The sequence below is a fragment of the Sphingosinicella microcystinivorans genome (genome assembly GCF_027941835.1).
Lineage (GTDB): Bacteria > Pseudomonadota > Alphaproteobacteria > Sphingomonadales > Sphingomonadaceae > Sphingosinicella.
The window spans coordinates 14,217-32,882 of record NZ_CP116005.1 but is presented as its reverse complement, the minus strand read 5'-3'; the positions used below and the strand labels follow the sequence as shown (position 1 = coordinate 32,882).

Annotated in this window: 21 protein-coding genes; 10 read left to right on the top strand and 11 right to left on the bottom strand. The window is 70.1% G+C overall.

The genetic code is table 11. The features are described from left to right. The first annotated feature begins 224 nt into the window (after positions 1-224). Genes PE061_RS00165 through PE061_RS00140 form a run of 6 tightly spaced genes read left to right on the top strand, consistent with a single transcriptional unit; the run spans position 225 to position 5,110 of the window. The gene (locus PE061_RS00165; protein ID WP_271257233.1) at positions 225-971 is read left to right on the top strand and encodes an SDR family NAD(P)-dependent oxidoreductase; all 747 of its coding nucleotides are present in this window, start codon (positions 225-227) and stop codon (positions 969-971) included. Between the two features lie 53 nt (positions 972-1,024). Next, positions 1,025-2,332 (top strand): acyl-CoA dehydrogenase family protein, encoded by a 1,308-nt coding sequence (locus tag PE061_RS00160; RefSeq protein ID WP_271257232.1) that lies wholly within the window; start codon positions 1,025-1,027, stop codon positions 2,330-2,332. Beyond that, a complete protein-coding gene (locus PE061_RS00155) occupies positions 2,329-2,781 on the top strand; it encodes a nuclear transport factor 2 family protein (RefSeq protein ID WP_271257231.1) in 453 nt (150 codons plus the stop codon). The genes PE061_RS00160 and PE061_RS00155 overlap by 4 nt, the downstream gene beginning before the upstream one ends. A 22-nt stretch (positions 2,782-2,803) precedes the next feature. Continuing rightward, the gene (locus PE061_RS00150; protein ID WP_271257230.1) at positions 2,804-3,808 is read left to right on the top strand and encodes an LLM class flavin-dependent oxidoreductase; all 1,005 of its coding nucleotides are present in this window, start codon (positions 2,804-2,806) and stop codon (positions 3,806-3,808) included. Position 3,809: 1 nt separating this feature from the next. Then, the gene (locus PE061_RS00145; protein ID WP_271257229.1) at positions 3,810-4,616 is read left to right on the top strand and encodes an alpha/beta fold hydrolase; all 807 of its coding nucleotides are present in this window, start codon (positions 3,810-3,812) and stop codon (positions 4,614-4,616) included. Positions 4,617-4,672: 56 nt separating this feature from the next. Further along, the gene (locus PE061_RS00140; protein WP_271257228.1) at positions 4,673-5,110 is read left to right on the top strand and encodes a hypothetical protein; all 438 of its coding nucleotides are present in this window, start codon (positions 4,673-4,675) and stop codon (positions 5,108-5,110) included. On the opposite strand, the gene PE061_RS00135 is transcribed toward PE061_RS00140, so the two are convergent. From PE061_RS00135 to PE061_RS00110, 6 genes are all read right to left on the bottom strand, one after another. Beyond that, positions 5,107-6,051, bottom strand: coding sequence for a Gfo/Idh/MocA family oxidoreductase (locus PE061_RS00135; RefSeq protein ID WP_271257227.1), 945 nt, complete (start codon positions 6,049-6,051; stop codon positions 5,107-5,109). The two genes, PE061_RS00140 and PE061_RS00135, sit on opposite strands and share 4 nt — an antisense overlap. A gap of 22 nt (positions 6,052-6,073) precedes the next feature. Further along, positions 6,074-6,913, bottom strand: a complete 840-nt coding sequence (locus PE061_RS00130) for a class III extradiol dioxygenase subunit beta (RefSeq protein WP_271257226.1) — start codon at positions 6,911-6,913, stop codon at positions 6,074-6,076. Position 6,914: 1 nt separating this feature from the next. Then, positions 6,915-7,319, bottom strand: coding sequence for a protocatechuate 4,5-dioxygenase subunit alpha (gene ligA, locus PE061_RS00125; RefSeq protein WP_271257225.1), 405 nt, complete (start codon positions 7,317-7,319; stop codon positions 6,915-6,917). Further along, positions 7,316-8,341 (bottom strand): amidohydrolase family protein, encoded by a 1,026-nt coding sequence (locus PE061_RS00120; RefSeq protein ID WP_271257224.1) that lies wholly within the window; start codon positions 8,339-8,341, stop codon positions 7,316-7,318. Before PE061_RS00120 ends, ligA begins: the two co-directional genes overlap by 4 nt. After that, the gene (locus PE061_RS00115) at positions 8,338-9,195 is read right to left on the bottom strand and encodes an NAD(P)-dependent oxidoreductase (RefSeq protein ID WP_271257223.1); all 858 of its coding nucleotides are present in this window, start codon (positions 9,193-9,195) and stop codon (positions 8,338-8,340) included. The genes PE061_RS00120 and PE061_RS00115 overlap by 4 nt, the downstream gene beginning before the upstream one ends. 72 nt (positions 9,196-9,267) lie before the next feature. After that, positions 9,268-10,419: a LysR family transcriptional regulator gene (locus tag PE061_RS00110; RefSeq protein WP_271257222.1), complete on the bottom strand. Its 1,152-nt coding sequence runs from the start codon at positions 10,417-10,419 to the stop codon at positions 9,268-9,270. A 98-nt stretch (positions 10,420-10,517) separates the two neighbouring features. Between PE061_RS00110 and ligK the strand changes: the two genes are divergently transcribed. The 4 genes from ligK to PE061_RS00090 all read left to right on the top strand — a co-directional run bounded on the left by ligK (position 10,518) and on the right by PE061_RS00090 (position 13,556). Continuing rightward, a complete protein-coding gene (gene ligK / locus PE061_RS00105; RefSeq protein ID WP_271257221.1) occupies positions 10,518-11,192 on the top strand; it encodes a 4-carboxy-4-hydroxy-2-oxoadipate aldolase/oxaloacetate decarboxylase in 675 nt (224 codons plus the stop codon). After that, positions 11,185-12,237, top strand: coding sequence for a 4-oxalomesaconate tautomerase (locus PE061_RS00100; RefSeq protein WP_271257220.1), 1,053 nt, complete (start codon positions 11,185-11,187; stop codon positions 12,235-12,237). The genes ligK and PE061_RS00100 overlap by 8 nt, the downstream gene beginning before the upstream one ends. 3 nt (positions 12,238-12,240) lie before the next feature. Continuing rightward, positions 12,241-13,110, top strand: a complete 870-nt coding sequence (locus PE061_RS00095) for an amidohydrolase family protein (protein ID WP_271257219.1) — start codon at positions 12,241-12,243, stop codon at positions 13,108-13,110. Positions 13,111-13,184: 74 nt separating this feature from the next. Further along, the gene (locus tag PE061_RS00090) at positions 13,185-13,556 is read left to right on the top strand and encodes a hypothetical protein (RefSeq protein ID WP_271257218.1); all 372 of its coding nucleotides are present in this window, start codon (positions 13,185-13,187) and stop codon (positions 13,554-13,556) included. Between the two features lie 9 nt (positions 13,557-13,565). Here PE061_RS00090 and PE061_RS00085 read toward each other — a convergent pair whose 3' ends face one another. The 5 genes from PE061_RS00085 to PE061_RS00065 are packed head-to-tail and all read right to left on the bottom strand — an operon-like array spanning position 13,566 to position 18,664. Continuing rightward, positions 13,566-14,546, bottom strand: coding sequence for a dipeptide epimerase (locus PE061_RS00085; protein ID WP_271257217.1), 981 nt, complete (start codon positions 14,544-14,546; stop codon positions 13,566-13,568). Then, positions 14,543-15,955 carry a leucyl aminopeptidase gene (locus PE061_RS00080; RefSeq protein WP_271257216.1) on the bottom strand — a complete coding sequence of 471 codons (1,413 nt, stop codon included), beginning with the start codon at positions 15,953-15,955 and terminating at the stop codon, positions 14,543-14,545. The genes PE061_RS00085 and PE061_RS00080 overlap by 4 nt, the downstream gene beginning before the upstream one ends. After that, on the bottom strand, positions 15,946-16,944 hold the full coding sequence (locus tag PE061_RS00075; RefSeq protein ID WP_271257215.1) for an asparaginase: 999 nt from the start codon (positions 16,942-16,944) through the stop codon (positions 15,946-15,948). The genes PE061_RS00080 and PE061_RS00075 overlap by 10 nt, the downstream gene beginning before the upstream one ends. Then, on the bottom strand, positions 16,941-17,699 hold the full coding sequence (locus PE061_RS00070; protein ID WP_271257214.1) for an ATP-binding cassette domain-containing protein: 759 nt from the start codon (positions 17,697-17,699) through the stop codon (positions 16,941-16,943). The genes PE061_RS00075 and PE061_RS00070 overlap by 4 nt, the downstream gene beginning before the upstream one ends. Then, the gene (locus PE061_RS00065) at positions 17,696-18,664 is read right to left on the bottom strand and encodes an ABC transporter ATP-binding protein (RefSeq protein ID WP_271257213.1); all 969 of its coding nucleotides are present in this window, start codon (positions 18,662-18,664) and stop codon (positions 17,696-17,698) included. The genes PE061_RS00070 and PE061_RS00065 overlap by 4 nt, the downstream gene beginning before the upstream one ends. Positions 18,665-18,666: the final 2 nt, after the last annotated feature.

Below are 18,666 nucleotides of genomic sequence, written 5' to 3'. Positions count from 1 at the left end.
ACCTCCCCATGCGCCCCGCGTGCGGGGCATTGCTTTGCATCGTTGAACCGAGTGGCGCTTGAGGCGCTCTTCTTCGGGGATTCGAACGCGGTTGATTCGATCCCGCTTCCCGATCTCGATGCAGACACTAATATTCTTGTTATGAACAAGCAAGTGTGTTGTAATGAGTCTCGACGTTCGGAAGTCCATTCCGACGAAACACGCGAAAATCCGGGGAGATTTCGATGGCAAGACTGGCAGGCAAGATCGCGCTCATTTCCGGCGCCGCAAGCGGACTCGGGGCCGGACAGGCGCGCCTGTTCGCGCGCGAGGGCGCGGCGGTGGTCGTCGGCGATCTCCAGGAGGACCTCGGCGCGAAGGTCGTGGCCAAGATCACGGCAGCGGGCGGCAAGGCGGTGTTCCAGCGTCTCGACGTGACGAGCGAGGAGTCGTGGAAAGCCGCGGTCGCGCGGGCGGTCTCGGAATTCGGCGGGCTCACCACGCTCGTCAACAACGCGGGTATCTTCCATCCGGGCGGCGTCGTCACCGAAACCCGCGAGGGCTGGGACAGGATGATCGCCGTCAACCAGACCGGCGTGTTCCTCGGGATGCGCACGGCCGCGCCGGAGCTGCTGAAGAGCGGCAATGCCGCCATCGTCAACATCTCGTCGCTTTACGGCCTCATCGGCAGCCCGGACGCGCTCAGCTATCACGCCAGCAAGGCGGCGGTGCGCGTGATGAGCAAGGGCGCGGCGCTCGAGTTCGCGAAGCAGGGCATCCGCGTGAACACGATCTTCCCGGGGCAGATCTGCACGCCCATCCTCGGCGACATCACGCCGGAGCAGGATGCCGCCATCAAGGCCTCGATCCCGATGGGCAATGTCGGCGAACCCGAGGACATCGCCTACGGCTCGCTCTACCTCGCGTCCGACGAGGCCAAGTACGTGACCGGCGCCGAGCTCTGGATCGACGGCGGCTGGTACGCCGGCTGAGGCCGCGCCGGCTTCCTTGTTCCCTCCCACGATCTGCCGGAGCTTGAATACGAATGGCTTGGGACTTCAGCACTGACCCGGATTTCCAGGAAAAGCTGGACTGGATGGAAACCTTCGTCCGCGAGGAGATCGAGCCGCTCGACCTCGTCTTCCGCGGCCCCGCCGATCCCTTCGATCCCGCGTCGCCCGCCGCCGCGGCGATGGCGCCGCTGAAGGCGATCGTGAAGGCGAAGGGGCTGTGGGCCTGCCACCTCGGCAAGGACCTCGGCGGCAACGGCTTCGGGCAGGTGAAGCTCGCGTTGATGAACGAGATTCTCGGCCGCAGCCGCTTCGCGCCCACCGTGTTCGGCACGCAGGCGCCGGACACCGGCAATGCCGAGATACTCGCGCGCTTTGGTACCGAGGAACAGAAGGCGCGCTACCTGAAGCCGCTGCTCGACGGCGAGATCGCCTCGTGCTTCTCGATGACCGAGCCGCAGGCGGGCGCCGATCCGGCGGAGTTCACGTGCAGCGCGGTGCCCGACGGCGATCACTGGGTGGTGAACGGCGAGAAATGGTTCGCCTCGCACGCCTGCTTCTCCGAGTTCCTGATCGTCGTCGTCATCACCGATCCCACGGTGCCGGTGCACGAGGGCTCGACGATGCTGATCGTCGAGCGCGATACGCCCGGCCTTGAGATCGTCCGCAACGTCGCGGTCGGCCCGAAGGACGAGATCGGATCGGGCGTGCACGGCTATCTGCGCTTCACCGATTGCCGGGTGCCGAAAGAGAACGTGCTCGGCCCCGTCGGCGGCGGCTTCATGGTGGCGCAGTCGCGGCTCGGCGGCGGGCGCGTGCATCACGCGATGCGCACCGTGGGGATGCTGAACAAGGCGCTCGACATGATGTGCGAGCGCGCCGTCAGCCGCCAGACCAAGGGCGAGCGGCTGGCCGACAAGCAGATGACGCAGGAGAAGATCGCCGACAGCTACACGCAGATCCTGCAATTCCGCCTGCACGTGCTCTACGCCGCGTGGCTGCTCGACCGCGACGGCGGCTATTCGCGGCCCGTCCGGCGCGAGATTTCGGCAGTGAAGGCGGCGATGCCGGGCGTGCTGCGCGATGTCGTCTACCGCGCGCTGCATCTCCACGGCTCGCTCGGCATGTCCAACGAAACGCCGCTGATGAACATGTGGCAGTACGTGCCCGAGATGGGCATCGTCGACGGCCCGACCGAAGTCCACAAGGTGTCGGTCGCGAAGGACGTGCTCAGGAACGTGAAGCCCGCGCCGGGCGTGTTCCCGACGCAGTTCGTGCCGGAGCTTCGCGCGGAGGCGGAGCGCAAGCTCGCACCCTATCTCGCCAAGGAGGCCGCCGAATGACTCTCGATACGCTCGACTACGTTGCCAGCCGGTTCGCGCTTCAGGACCTCGCCGCCGACTATTGCCACGGCTTCGACAAGCGCGACTGGGACCGGTTCCTCGCCATCTGGTGGGAGGATTGCGTGTGGGAGATCGGCCCGCCGTTCGGCGATTTCGAAGGGCACGCGGGCATCACCAAGGCCGTGAAGGAAATCCTGTGGCCGGCGTGGAAGGCGTCCTCGCATTTCACCACCAACCACCGCGTCGAATTCACCGGCAAGGACACGGCGAGCGGCATGTGCGACGTCGATTGCATCGGCACCACGTCGGACGGGCAGGCGCAGACCGTTTCCGCGACCTACTACGACGATTTCGAACGGCGCGGCGGCGTCTGGAAGATTCGCAAGCGCCGGGTCGTCATGTATCATTTCAGCCCGCTCGTCGGGATCACGCTCAGCCCGCCCGCATAAGAGGCGCTGAAGGGGAGGGAGCATGGGTCAGGTGAACTTCGGGTTGTGGTACGATTTCCGCAACCCGGCGCAGTGGCGCAAGCCGTTCGGCGCGATGTACGCCGCGTATCTCGACCAGATCGCCGGGGCCGAGGCGCTCGGGTTCGATTCGGTCTGGCTCACCGAGCATCATTTCTGCGACGACGGCTACACGCCCTCGCCGCTCGTCATCGCCGCCGCCATCGGCGCGCGCACGCAGCGGATGCGGATCGGCACCAACCTGATGATCCTGCCGCTCCACGACCCCGTGCGCATCGCGGAGGACGCGGCGACGCTTTCGCTGCTCACCGGCGGGCGCTTCGATCTCGGCGTCGGCATCGGCTACCGCGAGATGGAGTTCCGCGAATTCGGGCGCGACCTGAGGCACCGCCCGAGCCTGATCGAGGAAGCGATCGAGATCATCCGCCGCGCGTGGTCGGGCGGGAACGTCGACTTCGAAGGCAAGCGCTTCACGGTCGGCGATCATCCGGTCACGCCGGTTCCCGAGCAGCGGCCGCGCATCTTCGTCGGCGGCATGGCGGGGCCCGCGATCGAGCGCGCCGCGCGGATCGGCGACGGCTTCCTCTCGACGGGCGGCATCGGGCAGGACGAGTATGTCGCGGCGCTGGAGCGCGTCGGCAAGAGGCCCGGCGAGGGCACGATCATCGCGGGGCACTGGGCGATCATCAGCGACGACCCCGAGGCGGAGGCCGCGAAGCTCGCGCCGCACATCCTCTACCAGTCGAACGAATATATACGCTGGGGCGCGTTCGGCCCGCCGGAGACGACGCCGCTGTTCGAGACCGGCGCCGACGCCATCGCGGGCGGCCTCTACGAACTCTGGGACGCCGAAACCGCCATCGTGAAGCTGAACGCGCTGATCGAGGCGTATCCGCAGATCCGCGACATCCATTTCTGGGCGCAGTTCCCGGGTGAGCCGGTCGAATCCGGCCAGCGGCGGATGGAGTATATCGCATCGAAGGTGCTGCCGCGCCTCAAGGGGAGATGACATGGGCTTTCTGAACGTCGAGGGCGACCGCCGCATCTATTTCGAGCACTATGCGGGCGCGAAGACGCCGGTGGTGCTGATCCACGGCTGGGGCACGAGCCTGCGCGCGTGGGACGGTGTTCTCGTCCATCTGCAAGCGCTGGGGCACGCGGTGGTGAGCTTCGACCAGCGCGGCTGCGCGAAGTCCGACAAGGACTTCCGGGAAAGCTCGATCGCGGCCTCGGCGGGGGACGTCGTCGCGCTGCTCGATCATCTCGGCATATCGCGCGCGGTGCTGAACGGCTGGTCGCTCGGCGGCGCGGTCGCCGTCGCGGCGGCGCACAGGCTCGGCGCGCGCTGCGCGGGCGTGGTTTCGACATGCGGCGCGACGCCGCGCTACGTGCAGGGCCCCGATTTCCCCCACGGCGCGCCCGCCGGAACGGTCGCGGGCATGGTGGAGACCTTGCGCGCGGACCGCGCCAGCTTCCTGCTCGGCCTGTCGCAGGGCGTCTGCGCGAAGCCGGTGGGCGATGCGGTGGTGAACTGGATGTGGGCGCAGTTCATGGAGGCGGCGCCCTCCGCCGACGACGCGCTCCGCGACCTCGACGTCATCGACCAGCGCGGCATCCTCGCCGCGCTCGACGTGCCGTTCCTGTCGATCGTCGGCAGTCTCGACGCCGTCGCGGCGCCGGAGATCGGCCGCGCCGCGGCGGCGCTCGCGCCGCGCGGCAGGCTGGAGGACTTCGAGGATTGCGGCCACGCCCCGTTCGTCGAGGACCGCGACCGCTACAACCGGGTTCTCGGGGACTTCCTCGCCGCTTGCGGATGACACCGCCTTCGTTCAGCCTCCGCTCATGACCGGTGCGCGAAGGATGCGCGCAGGCGATGACGGACGGGCTCATGGAACGCGGCGGTGCGGCAGTACGGGGAAAGCGGCCGCTGATCGGCGTGCTGGGCGCCCTCATGCTGGTGGCGGTCTATCCGGCCGCCGCGGACGTGCCGAAGCGGATCAGCAACGTCACCGTCTACGGCAATGAACCCTGCCCCAAGGCCGACGGCGACGAGATCGTCGTTTGCGCGCGGGAGCCCGAGGGCGAGCAGTATCGCATCCCGAAACGCCTGCGCGAAACCAGGAGGTCCGACCCGCCCTCGCAATCGTGGACGGCGCGCGTGCGGACGCTCGACGAGGCGAGCCGTCCCACGATGCCGAACAGCTGCTCGGCGGTCGGCACCGGCGGGCAGACCGGCTGCACCGCCGAACTGCTGCGGCAGTGGTTCGCGGAGCGCCGCGCCGCCAAGGCGCAGGCCGCCGATATTCCCTAGGCGGCGGCGAGCTGCCTTTCGAGACCGTCCAGCACCCGGTAGCACGGCATCACCTGCGCGACGCCGGCGTTCGGCTCGCGGCCCTCGCGGATCGCGGCGACGAACTCGCGGTCCTGAAGCTCGATGCCGTTCATCGAGACGTCGACCTTCGACACGTCCACCGCCTCGTCGCGCCCGGTGACGAGGTCGTCGTAGCGCGCGATCCACGTGCCGTTGTCGCAGATGTAGCGGAAGAAGGTGCCGAGCGGGCCGTCATTGTTGAACGAGAGCGACAGCGTGCAGATGGCGCCGCTTTCGCTCCTGAGCTGGATCGACATGTCCATCGCGATGCCGAGTTCGGGATGGCGCGGGCCTTGAATCGCGTTCGCCTGCACGATCGGCCCCGCCTGATAGGCGAACAGGTCGACCGTGTGCGCGGCGTGGTGCCAGAGCAGGTGGTCGGTCCAGCTGCGCGGCTCGCCCTTGGCGTTGATGTTCCGGCGGCGGAAGAAATAGGTCTGCACGTCCATCTGCTGGACGCGGATCTCGCCCGCCTCGATCTTCTTGTGGATATACTGGTGGCTCGGGTTGAAGCGCCGCGTGTGGCCGACCATCGCGACGAGGCCGGTTTCCTGCTGCGCCTTCAGTACGGCCTCGCCCTCGGCGAGATTGTCGCAGAGCGGGATTTCCACCTGCACGTGCTTGCCCGCCTTCAGGCACTGGAGAGCCTGCTTGGCATGAAGCTGCGTCGGCGTCGCGAGGATCACGGCGTCGAGGCCGGGCAGCGCGAGCGCTTCGGCAAGGTCTGTCGTGGCGTGCCCGACGCCGTATTTCGCGGCGACGGCCCGCGTCGGCTCCAGCGTGCGCCCGACGATCGAGACGACCTCGACACCGCCGATCAGCCGCAGTGCATCGAGGTGCTTCTCGCCGAATGCGCCGGCGCCTGCGAGGGCGATCTTCATGCTTTTCTCCTTGGCTTTCGTGTCACGCGGGTTCGAGCACGATATGCCCGACCGCCGTGTTGCTGGCGGGGACGTGATAGTGGCGATGAAGCTCGCGCACGCGCGGCCCGAGCGCGCCGCGCATGATGAGCCACATGACGAGCTCGATGCCCTCGGAGCCCGCCTCGCGCAGATATTCGATATGCGGCATGTGGCGAAGCGCTTCCGGGTCGCGGGTGAGGCGATCGAGAAAGGCCGTGTCCCACGCCCTGTTGATGAGGCCCGCGCGCGGGCCTTGCAACTGGTGGCTCATGCCGCCCGTGCCCCAGACCTGCACGTTGAGGTCCTCCGGGAAGCTCTCGACGGCGCGCGCGATCGCTTCGCCGAGCAGCCAGCAGCGGTTGCCCGAGGGCGGCGGATAGGTGACGACATTCACCGCGATCGGCACGATGCGCGCGGGCCATTCGCTTGCCTCGCCGAACACCAGCGACAGCGGCACGGTCAGCCCGTGATCGACCGCCATCTCGTTGATGATCGTGAGGTCGAATTCGTCGAGGATGCAACACTGCGCGATGTGCCACGCGAGATCGGCGTGGCCTTTCACGGGCGGCACGGGACGCGGCCCCCAGCCCTCGTCGGCGATGGCGTATTCGTCCGCGCAGCCGATCGCGAAGGTCGGGATGACCTTCATGTCGAAGGCCGAGGCATGGTCGTTGTAGACGAGCACGACGACGTCGGGCTTTTCCTGCCGCTGGTATTGCTTCACCCATTCGTAGCCCGCGAACAGGGGTTGCCAGTAGTCCTCGCCCGTGCGGCCGTTGTCGATCGCCGCGCCGATGGCGGGGACGTGGCTGGTGGCGATTCCGGCGGTGATGCGGGCCATCTCAGCGCTTCTCCCGGATCGAGCGGACGCCCTCGGGCGAACGTCCGCCGCCGAGCATCATCGCGGCGTAATCCTCCTGCGACATGCCGGTCATCGAGCCCGCCGCGTACTGGAAGCTCTTGCCGTCGGTCGCGAAGATCTTGGCGAGGAAATAGATGTTGCCGCCCTCGTCGATCATCGCGTTGTAATCGCGCGCCAGCACCGCCACCTTCTGCGCTTCGGTGAGCGGCCATTCCTCGAGATAGGCGCGCTCGTCCGCCTTGAAGCGTTCGCGGTTCTCCGCCTTCATCAGGCTCATCGCGAACTGGTTGAGGTGATAGCCCTTGCGCGCACGCGCGGCGGTGAACACGCGCGTGCCCGGTATGTCGTCGAATTCGGCAAGATAGGCGTGAATATCGTGCGTCACAGGCCGCGGCCCTTCAGCAGCGCGTCGAGGCGCGGGAACACGCGGCGCACATTGCCCTCGAAGATCGCGTGGCGCTCGGCGTCGCCGATCGGCAGCGCGTCGATGTAGCGTTTTGTGTCGTCGAAATACCGGCCCGTCGTCGGGTCGATGCCGCGCACCGCGCCCACCATCTCGCTGCCGAACAGGATGTTCTTCGTGTCGATCACGTCCGCGAGCAGGTCGATGCCCGGCTGGTGGTAGACGCAGGTGTCGAAGAACACGTTGTTCATCAGGTGCTTCGCGAGGTCGGGCTTCTTCAGCATGTCGGCGAGCCCGCGATAACGGCCCCAGTGGTAGGGAACCGCGCCGCCGCCGTGCGGGATGATGAAGCGCAGCGTGGGGAAATCCCGGAACAGGTCGCCCTCGATCAGCTGCATGAAGGCAATGGTGTCGGCGGCGATGTAATAGGCGCCCGTCGCGTGCAGGCCCGGATTGCACGAACCCGAGACGTGGATCATCGCAGGCACGTCGAGGTCGCACATCTTTTCGTAAATGGGATACCAGTAGCGGTCGGTAAGCGGCGGATGCCGGAAATGCCCGCCACCCGGATCGGGATTGAGATTGCAGCCGACGAAGCCAAGCTCGGTCACGCAGCGTTCGAGTTCGGCGACCGAGGCGGCAAGATCGGCGGCGGGCGACTGCGGCAACATGCAGACGCCGACGAATGTTTCCGGGTACAGGCCGACGACGCGCCCGATGAGGTCGTTGCAGGCGCGCGACCACGCGACGCTGACGGCCTCGTCGCCGACATGATGCGCCATCGCGGAGGCGCGCGGCGAGAACAAGGTCATGTCCGCGCCGCGCTCGCGGATCAGCCGGAGCTGGTTCTGCTCGATGCTTTCGCGGATGGCGTCGTCGGAAACGGCGGGGTAGGGCGGCGGCGCGCTCCCGGCCTTGAACGCGGCCTTCTGCGCCTCGCGCCATGCGTTGTGCGGTTCGGGGGCGGTCGTGTAGTGGCCGTGGCAGTCGATCACGAGCGTCATGCGGGCACTTTCAGGCTATCGAGCGCCGCCAGCTTGGCGGCCAGCCCCTCCGGCGGTGCCATGCCGAGCGCGCCGAGGCCGCGCTGGCGGGAAATCGTGCCGCGCGTCATCAGCGGAGCGACGCCGAGGTCTTCGAGCGTGCGCGCGGATTCCGCCATCTCGGCGGCGCGGCGCAGGCCGTGCGCCAGCATCCGTTCGAGATTGTAGTCGGCCTTCCCCGCCCAGTCCGGCCCGAGCGAGAACAGCACCTCGTCGACGACCCCGGCGCGGTGCGCGGCGAGCATACACTCGGCGGTCAGCGCCTCGATGCCCTTCACCATCACCGAGCGGATCATCTTGATCGCCGACGCGTCGCCGACATGCGCGCCGACGCAGCGGACGTCCCGAAAGCCGAGAGCGCCGAGCGCGGCGGCGGCCGCCTCGGCATGAGGCCCCGAAACGAGCAGCGGGACGGACGTGCGCTTCGGGTGGACGGGCGCCATCACCGCGACGTCGACATAGCGCCCGCCCGCCGCCGTGACGACGGCTTCGGCGGCGCGCTTGGTTTGGGGCGCGACGCTGTTCATGTCGAACCAGAGTGCGCCTGCACCGAGGTGGCCCGCATTCTCCCGTGCTGCGGCAAGCGCGGCGTCCGCCGTCACCAGCGACAGCGCGGCAGGCGCGCCGGCAAGCGCCTCACGCGCGCTCCCGCATCCGGTGATGCCCAGCCGCGCATAGTCGGCGCGTTTCGCATCGCGCGTCTCCGCGGCCTCCGTCTTGATGTCGAACGCCGCCGCGTCGCCGTTCCACCCCGCCGCCGCGGCGAACGCCTGCGCCGCTTCGCCGAAACCGATGAGGGCGATCCTGTGAGCCATGCCGGGCATATGCGCACGGGCGCGCCCGGTCCGCTAATCGGAACGCAACCGGAGGTATAGGTTTTGGCGAATTCAGAGCGTTCCCGCGCAGCGTTTCAGGGCGTCCGCGAACGCCTGCTGCGCGGCCGTGGGGCGCCATCCGGCGCGGGTGGTGATGCCGATCGTGCGCTTGAGGCCGGGCGGCGCGTCGCAAAGCTTCACGAGCCAGCCCGCCTCCAGCTCCACCGCGACCTGATCGCGCGACAGCAAGGTCAGGAAGTCGCTTTCGAGCAGGACCTGCCGGATCGTCATCACCGATCCGCATTCGACGGGCACCTCCGGCAGGGCGACGCCGCTCTCCCGGAACATCCGCTCCCACTGCGCGCGCAGCGGCGTTCCGGGCGCGGCGATCGTCCACGGGTAGCGGGCGAGCGCCGCGATGCCCGGCGTCTTCGCCCGCGTCAGCGGGTGCCCGGCGCGCGACACCACGATCGGATGATCGTCGAACAGCGGCTGCTGCGCAACGTCGCCGCCGGGCTCGGGCGCGCGCAGGGCGCCGACGAGCAGGTCGAGCTCGCCGTCGCGCAGCGGCTCGATGAGCTCGGCGTGCGAGCCTTCGACGATGGCGACGGTGACGCCGGGGTGGGCGCGGTGGAACGCGGCGATGGCGCTGGGCAGCAGCCGCGCGCGCGACAGCGGCATGGCGCCGACGGCGATGCGCCCGCTCTCGCGGCCCCTCAGCGCATCGAGCTCCGAAAGCGCGGCGGCGAGTTCGGCGCGGGCGAGCCGGAACGCGCGGACCGTGCGCCTGCCGCCCGCCGTCAGGGCCACGCTGCGCCCGCGCCGCTCGACGAGCGTGCGCCTCAGCGCCACCGACAGGTCGCGGACCGCGCGGTGCAGCGAAGGCTCGGCAAGGCCGGTCGCGAGGCTCGCCCCCGCATAGCCGCCGCTTTCCGCGACCGCGAGCAGCGCGCGGAGCTGCGCCATCGTCACGCGCGGCGAGCCGATCTGCGCGAGCGCGGCCTCCGCCCGCCCGGCGAGCAGGCGTCCGGCCTCGGTCGGGGACATGCCCGAAGGGATGCGCTCGAACAGGCCGAGGCCGAGCCGGCCTTCCAGCCGCGCGAGCGCTTCGGTGATCGCGGGCTGGGTGAGGCCGATGATGCGCGCGGCCGCCGAGATGCTGCCCGCGCGCGCGACGATGGCGTGGGCACCGAGGTGCCGCAGATTGAAGTTCCAGTAGTCCACGGAGCGACAATTAGCATCAGCCTATGGCGAGTGCACAGTTCCGAATTGCGGGCGGGGCGGGGCGGGCGCATCCGGGATGCGGCAAAACGGGAGGGATCATGTCCGGCATCGTCGTCCAGAGCATCGCGCGCGCGGACGCCGCCGTCATCGACGGCCTCGCGCGCTGCGGCGTCGCCACGGTGCACGAGGCGCAGGGGCGCACCGGGCTGCTCGCCGGCCGCATCCGGCCCATCTACGCGGGCGCGCGCATCGCGGGCTCGGCGGTGACGATCTCGGCGCCGCCCGGCGACAACTGGATGGTGCATGTCGCCATCGAGCAGCTCCGGCCCGGCGACATCCTCGTGCTGGCGCCGACCAGCCCCTGCGAGGACGGCTATTTCGGCGATCTGCTGGCGACCTCGGCGATGGCGCGCGGCTGCCGGGGCCTCGTCATCGACGCGGGCGTGCGCGACGTCCGCGACCTCACCGAAATGGGCTTCCCGGTCTGGTCGAAGACGGTGTCCGCGCAAGGCACGGTGAAGGCGACGCTCGGCTCGGTGAACGTGCCGATCGTCTGCGCCGGGGCGGCGATCATGCCGGGCGACGTGATCGTCGCGGACGACGACGGCGTCTGCGTGGTGCCGCGCGAGTCCGCCTCCGAAACGCTCGCGAAGGCGGAAGCGCGCGAGGCGGCGGAGACGGCGAAGCGCGAACGCCTCGCGGCGGGCGAACTCGGGCTCGACATTTATTCCATGCGCGAAAAGCTCGCGGCGATGGGCCTCAAATATGTCTGAGGGCGTCCGCTGCATGTGGATGCGCGGCGGCACGTCGAAGGGTGGCTATTTTCTCGGCGCCGACCTGCCGCAGGACCCGGCGTCGCGCGACGCGCTGCTGCTGCGGATCATGGGCTCGCCCGATCCGCGCCAGATCGACGGCATGGGCGGCGCCGATCCGCTGACCAGCAAGGTCGCCGTCGTCTCGAAATCCGCGCGGCCGGGCGTGGATGTCGATTACCTGTTCCTTCAGGTGTTCGTGGACGAGGCGGTCGTCAGCGACGCGCAGAACTGTGGCAACATCCTCGCGGGTGTCGGCCCGTTCGCGATCGAGCGCGGGCTGGTGACGGCGGAGGACGGTGAGACGAACGTCTCCATCTACATGGAAAACACCGGCCAGATCGCGGTGGCGACGGTCAGCACGCCCGGCGGCGCCGTGACCTACGAGGGGACCGCGCGCATCGACGGCGTGCCGGGCGCCCATGCGCCCGTGCCGCTCGCGTTCCGCGACACGGCGGGGTCGAGCTGCGGCGCGCTGCTGCCGACAGGGCAGGCCGTGGACGTGATCGAGGGCGTGCCCTGCACGCTCATCGACAACGGGATGCCCTGCGTCGTGATGCGGGCGGCGGACGTGGGCGCGAGCGGCTACGAGAGCCGCGAGGCGCTCGACGCCGCGTCGGCGCTCAAGGCCCGGATCGAGGCGATCCGCCTGAAGGCCGGCCCGATGATGAACCTCGGCGATGTCGCGGCGAAATCGGTGCCGAAGATGATGCTGGTGGCGCCGCCGCGCAGCGGCGGGGCGATCAGCGTCCGCAGCTTCATCCCGCACCGCGCGCACGCGAGCATCGGCGTGCTCGGCGCGGTGAGCGTGGCGACGGCCTGCCTGATCGCGGGGTCTCCCGCCGCCGCCGTCGCCGCAGTGCCGGAGGGGATGCGGAGGCTGATCTCGGTCGAGCATCCGACCGGCGAGATGAGCTGCGTGCTCGACGTCGACGAGAGCGGCGCGGTGACGCGCGCGGCGCTGCTGCGCACGGCGCGCAAGCTGATGGACGGGGTGGTGTTCTAGGCGATGGCGCGCAGCAGGACCTGGGTCGATTTCCCCTCGAAGCCGAAATGGACGCCGCCGCCCGGTGCCGTCGACGCGCACGTGCACGTGTTCGGCCCCGAAGCGGAATTCCCGTTCAGCCCGCTCGCCAAGTACCATCCCGAGGACGCGACGCCCGAGATGCTGTTCGCGCTGCGCGATCACCTCGGCTTTTCGAAGAACGTCATCGTGCAGGCGAGTTGCCACGGCACCGACAATGCCGCGACGCTCAATGCCATCGCCAAATCGGGCGGCCGCGCGCGCGGCGTTGCCGTGGTCGATCCCGATATCGGCCTCGACGAATTGAAGCGCCTGCACGCGGGCGGCATACGGGGCATACGCTTCAACTTCCTGAAGCGCCTCGTCGACAATGCCCCGAAGGACAGATTCATCGAGGTCGCGAAGCGCGTTGCCCCGCTCGGCTGGCACGTCGTCGTCTATTTCGAGGCGGACATCCTCGAAGAGCTGATCCCGTTCCTCGAAGCGATCCCGACCACCATCGTCGTCGACCACCTCGGCCGGCCGGACATTTCGCAGGGGCCGGACGGCGCCGACATCAGCGCGTTCAAGGCGCTGCTCGACAGCCATCCCAACATCTGGACCAAGGTCTCCGGCGCCGAACGCCTGTCGCCGATGGGCCCGCCGTTCGACGATTTCGTGGAGGTCGTCCGCCCGATCGTCGAGCGCTACCCCGACCGCGTGCTCTGGGGCACCGACTGGCCGCACCCCAACATGGAGCACCGCATCCCCGACGACGGCACGCTCGTCGACGTGCTGCCGCGCATCGCGGTGACGGAGGCGTTGCAGCGCAAGCTGCTCGTGACGAACCCAGAACGGCTCTATTGGGCGGATTGATGATTCCGGTTCCGCGCCTGCGTGCCGCTGTGTATAGCGCGTCGCGTCCGGCATCGGGGCAGGAGCGAAAGGTCATGGTGAAACCGGCGGCGGAAGTGATGCGCGAGGCGATCGTCGCGGCGGTGATCGACGGCGTGTCCGCGCTGCGCACGGCATCGGGCGGCGTGCCCAACACGCTGCTGCGCGACCTCAATGCCATTCACCCCAACACGACCTTCGACGACCTGCCGCAGGCGCTTCAGGCCTCGATCCTCGCGAGCGTGCGGGCGGCGTTCACGCGGCTCCAGAAGGAGGGGTACACGGTATTGAACCCCGATCTCGCACCGCCGCCGCGCCGGCCGCAGCAGCCCCAGCCGTCAGGCCCGCGCGGTCCCGGCGGTCCGCGCGGTGCGCCGCGCCCGGGCCAGCCGCGCCGCCCGAGGCCGCAGGGCAAGCCTTCACGCTGACGGAAAGGCTCAGCCCCATACGTCCGACGGGCACGTGATCTCGCCGCCCGCGTAAAGCACGCGCGCCGCCCGGTCGTCCCGCAGCGCGAGCGGGCCGTCGAGATCGGCGAAGTCGCAAAGCTGCCCCACGAGGCAGGCCGGGGCCATCGCCAGCGACGTGCCCACCATGTTGCCGACCATCACGCCGAGGCCAAGCTCGCGCGCCAGCTTCACCATCGCCAGCGCCTCGGTGAGGCCGCCGCACTTGTCGAGCTTGATGTTGACGATGTCCGCGCGGCCGACGAGGCCGGGAATCTCGGCGGTCGACTGCACGCTTTCATCGGCCGCGACCGGGATCGGCGAGGCGAGACCGTCGAGGTCGGCCTCGCGGCCGATGGCGAAGGGCTGCTCGATGAGGCCGACGCCCGCCTCGACGAGCACCGGCATCAGCGCATCGAGGCTGGCGCGCGTGAAGCCCTGATTGGCGTCGACGCCGATCCACACGTCCGGCCGGGCGGCGCGGACGGCGCGCACGCGGTCGGCGTCCACGGCCTCGCCGGTCAGCTTCATCTTGATCGCTTTCGCGTCCGCGTAAGCCGTGGTGGCGATCCTCACGAGCGTGTCGGGGTCTTCGGCGCCCACGGTGAAGGTCGTTTTCAGCGGCTTCGGTGCCTGTTCCAGCCCGGCAAGCGCCCACACGGGCGTGGCGCTCTTGCGCGCTTCCAGTTCCCAGAGCGCGCAATCGAGCGCGTTGCGCGCGCAGCCGGGCGGCAGCAGCTCCGCGAGCGCGGCGCGGTCGATGCCGCGAAGGCGCGGCCGCAGCGCTTCGATCTCGGCGGCGGCCTTCGCGGGCAGGTCGCCGCGATAATAGACGCCGCTCGCCTCGCCGCGGCCGGTGAAGCCGTCCTCCTCCAGCGTCACGACGAGGAAATCGAAGCTCTCGAACGTGTAGCCGGTGATCCGGATCGGATCGCGCAGCGGCCACGTCTCCACGCGCACGTCGATGTTCATTGCGCGGCCTGCCGTTCGGCGATCGCCGCGAGCAGGCGGACGCCGTATCCGGTCGCGCCGTGCCGTCCTTTCGCGCCGTGGTTCCACGCCGGGCCGAAGATGTCGAGATGCGCCCACGGCGTGTCGCCAACGAAGCGCTTCAGGAACTGCGCGGCGGTGACGGTGCCGCCCCAGCGCACCTTGCAGATGTTCTGCATGTCGGCGACGGGCGAATCGATCATGCGGTCGAACGCCTCGCCGAGCGGCAGCCGCCACAGCCGCTCGCCGCACGCCTCGCCGGTCTCCGTGAGCGATGCTGCGAGCGCATCGTCGTTGGCGTAGAGCCCCGCGTACTGATCGGTCAGCACCGAGGTGAGGCCGCCGGTCAGCGTCGCGATGTCGATGAGCGCGGACGGCTTGAATCGCGCGCGGGCGTAGCTGAGGAGGTCGCAGAGCAGCAGGCGCCCCTCGGCATCGGTGTGCAGCACTTCGATCGTCTGCCCCGAGTGCGAGACGACGACGTCGCCGGGACGCTGGGCCGCGCCGGAGGGCATGTTCTCGGCAAGCCCGATGATGCCGACCGCGTCCACGGCTGCGTTCCGGCGCGCGAGCGCGATCATCGCGCCGACCACGGCGGCGGCGCCCGCGCGGTCGTATTTCATGTCCCACATTTCCTCGGCCGGCTTGGGGAGGAGACCGCCCGAATCGAAGGTGACGCCCTTGCCGATGAAGGCGAGCGGCGCCTCGCCGCCGCGTGCCGACCAGCGCAGCACGACGACGCACGGCGGCGCGGCGCTGCCTTGCCCGACGCCGATGAGCGCGCCCATGCCGAGCGCGGCGAGCGCCTCCGCGTCCAGCACCTCGACGTCGAGGCCCGGAATCGCGAGCGCACGGCACCAGTCCGCGAACAGCGGCGGCGTCATGCGGTTGGGCGGCGCGTTGGCGAGGTCGCGCGCGGCGGCGATGCCCTCCGCGAGCGCGGGCATGGCCGCGAAGTCTGCCGTGCAGGCGTCCGGGGCGTCCACGATCATGGTGAGCGCGGCGGGTGCGAGCGGCGTGGGCGGCGCGGTCTTGTAGCGGTCGTCGCGATAGGCCCCGTCGAGCACGCCGAACGCGAAGGCGGCGACGACGGCATCCGGCACGCCGCGCACGTCGAGCGCCTGCCCGCCGAGCCCTGCGATCGCGGACAGGTGCCGCCCTGCCGCCGTCGCTGCGACCGGCGTGAAATCAGCCTGTGGCCCGCCACCGATCAGCAGGGCGCGCCGTGCGACTGCGCCGTCCGCGACCACCAAGTCGACGGTCTCGTCCGCCTTGCCCGTGAAGCCGCGCGCTTCCGCCGCGGCCTTCAGCGTTTCGGGCAGGCCGCGATCCGAAAAGGCGAGCGTGACGGCGATGCCGTCTCCGCCGCCGGTGGAAAACCTCACGTCCACGAAAGCGAACCTTCCTGTTCCAGATGAATGTCGCCGACGGCGCGGCCCTCCGCATTCAGCACCGGCACCGCCGCCATCGCGGCGACGGCGCTGCCGTCCACGCCGAGCGCCGCCCCGAGCAGCGCCGCCATCGCGACTTCCGCCGCGCGTTTCGCGCCGTCGTGCACCTTGAGCGCGATGCCGAGGCCGGTTTCCGCGTCGGCGGCGGTCAGAACGCCCTCCGCGCCGCCCTTCGCGATGAGGCGTCCGGGCAGCGCCTGCATGACGGCGGTGTCGAAACGGTCGCGCCCGGCGACGAGGTATGGCGCCCCGGCCATCGCCGCGAAGATGCGCGTGGCCGAGGCTTCGAGATCGCGCGGCAGGCTCTCGGGCGCCGCGAGCCGCGCGAAGCCGCGCGCCAGCGCCGTGACCGGAAACGCGTAGATCGGCGCCCCGCAGCCGTCGACGCCCCACGACAGCGCCGTCATGTTGAGGCCGAGCAGGCGGCCGATCTGGCGGCGCACCTCCGCCTGCACGGAGTGGTTGCGGCCCGTGTAGCCGTGCGGGTCGACGCCGAGCTGCTGCGAGAGTTGCAGGAAGCCGCAATGCTTCCCCGAGCAGTTGTTGTGCTGCCGCCCCGGCGTGCCGTGCGCCTCGATCATCGTCCGCGCGCTCGGCGGGTCGATCGGCGGATGCGCGCCGCATTCGAGCGCCTCGGGGCCGAGCCCGAGATCGGCGAGCCAGCGGGTGACGCCCTCCACGTGCACCGCCTCGCCGTTGTGCGAGGCGCAGGCGAGCGCCAGCCGTTCCGCATCGAGCTTCGGGCTGTGCCCGAGCACGCCGAGCGCCTGGAGCGGCTTCAAGGACGACCGCGCGAACACATTGCCGTCGATGTCGCCCCACCCGGCGAGGATCGCGTCGCCGCGCACGATCGCCGCCGAGACCGCGTGACGGCTTTCGACATGGCCGCCGCGCGTGACGGCGATCCTGAGGGGCGGGCGGAGCATCATGCGCAGAGCCTCGGCACGGCGGCGATGAGCGCGCGCGTATAGGGATGGCCGGGGCGTTCGAGCACGGCGGCGGCGGGTCCGGCCTCGACGATCCTCCCCGCCTGCATCACCGCGATCTCGTCGCTCATGTGCCGGATGACGGAGACGTTGTGGCTGATGAACACGCACGTCATGCCCCGCGCGCGCTGGAGGCGGAGCAGCAGGTTCAGCACCTGCGCCTGCACGGAAACGTCGAGCGCCGAGGTCGGCTCGTCGAGGATGAGGATGCGCGCATCGGTGGCGAGCGCCCGCGCGATGGCGATGCGCTGCCGCTGGCCGCCCGAGAAGGCGTGCGGGAAGCGGTCGAGGTGTTCGGGCGACAGCCCGACCTCGGCGCCGAGGTCGGCGGCGCGCAGGCGCTGCGCCCGCGTGTCCTCGCCCGCGATGGCGAGCGGCTCGGCGATGATCTGCCAGACGCGGCGGCGCGGATTGAGCGAGCCTTGCGGGTCCTGGAAGATCATCTGCGCGGGCGCGGGCGCGGCGCGGCCGAAGCGCCGCCGGGGTTCGAGTGTCACGCCGTCGAAGGCGATCCTGCCCGACGCCGGTTTCACCAGCCCCGCCATCGCTTGCGCGAGCGTGCTCTTGCCGCAGCCGGATTCGCCGAGGACGCCGAGCGTGCGGCCGCGCGCGACGCGCAGCGAGACGCCGTCCACGGCGGGCATCTTCCGGCCCGGATAGCGGATCACGAGATCGTCGACGGCGATGGCGTCCGTCATGCCGCGATTTCCGGGTGCCAGCAGGCGGCGGCGTGCGGCGCCTCGCCGAGCGGCGGGCGGCGCGTGCAGTCGTCCGCGGCGCGCGCGCAGCGCGGGCGGAACCGGCAGCCTTCGGGCGGGTCGACCAGCGACGGCACGCTGCCGGGAATCGCCGCGAGCTCGCTTCGCGGCGGGTGCCCGTCCGGCAGCGCGGCGAGCAATACGCGCGTGTAGGGATGGCGCGGCGCGGCGAGCACCGCCTGCGTCGGCCCGCTTTCGACGACGGTGCCCGCGTAGAGCACGTAGAGCCGGTCGCAGAGCTGGCCGACCACCGCCATGTCGTGGCTGATGAACAGCACCGCCGTGCCGAGCGCGCGGGCGCGGTCGCGGATGATCGAGAGCACCTGCGCCTGCACCGTCACGTCGAGCGCGGTCGTCGGCTCGTCGGCGATCAGCAACCGGGGCTTGCAGGCGAACGCCATCGCGATCAGCACGCGCTGCCGCATCCCGCCGCTGAGTGCCGCCGGATAGAGTTTCATCACTACCGCCGGGTCCGCGATCAGCATGTCGCCGAGCAGGCGCTCGGCCTCCGCCGACGCCTCCGCGCGGCCGAGCCGCTTGTGGCGGCGAAGCACGGCGGCGATCTGTTCGCCGACGCGGATCGCGGGGTTGAGCGCGTTCATCGGCTCCTGGAAGATCATGCCGATCTCCGCGCCGCGCAGCGCCTCGAGATCGCGCGCGTCCATCGCCATCACGTCGCGCCCGAAGACATTCAGCGACCCGCCGGTGACACGGTACGCGCCGCGCGGCAGCAGGCGCATCGCCGACATTGCCGCGACCGATTTGCCCGAGCCGGATTCGCCGACGAGGCCGACGATCTCGCCCGCGCCGACCGTGATCGACCCGCGGTCGAGCGCCTTCGCCGGGCCTTCGGGCGTCGGGAATTCCAGGCTGAAGTCCCGGTAGCCGAGCAGGGGCTGCGTCACCC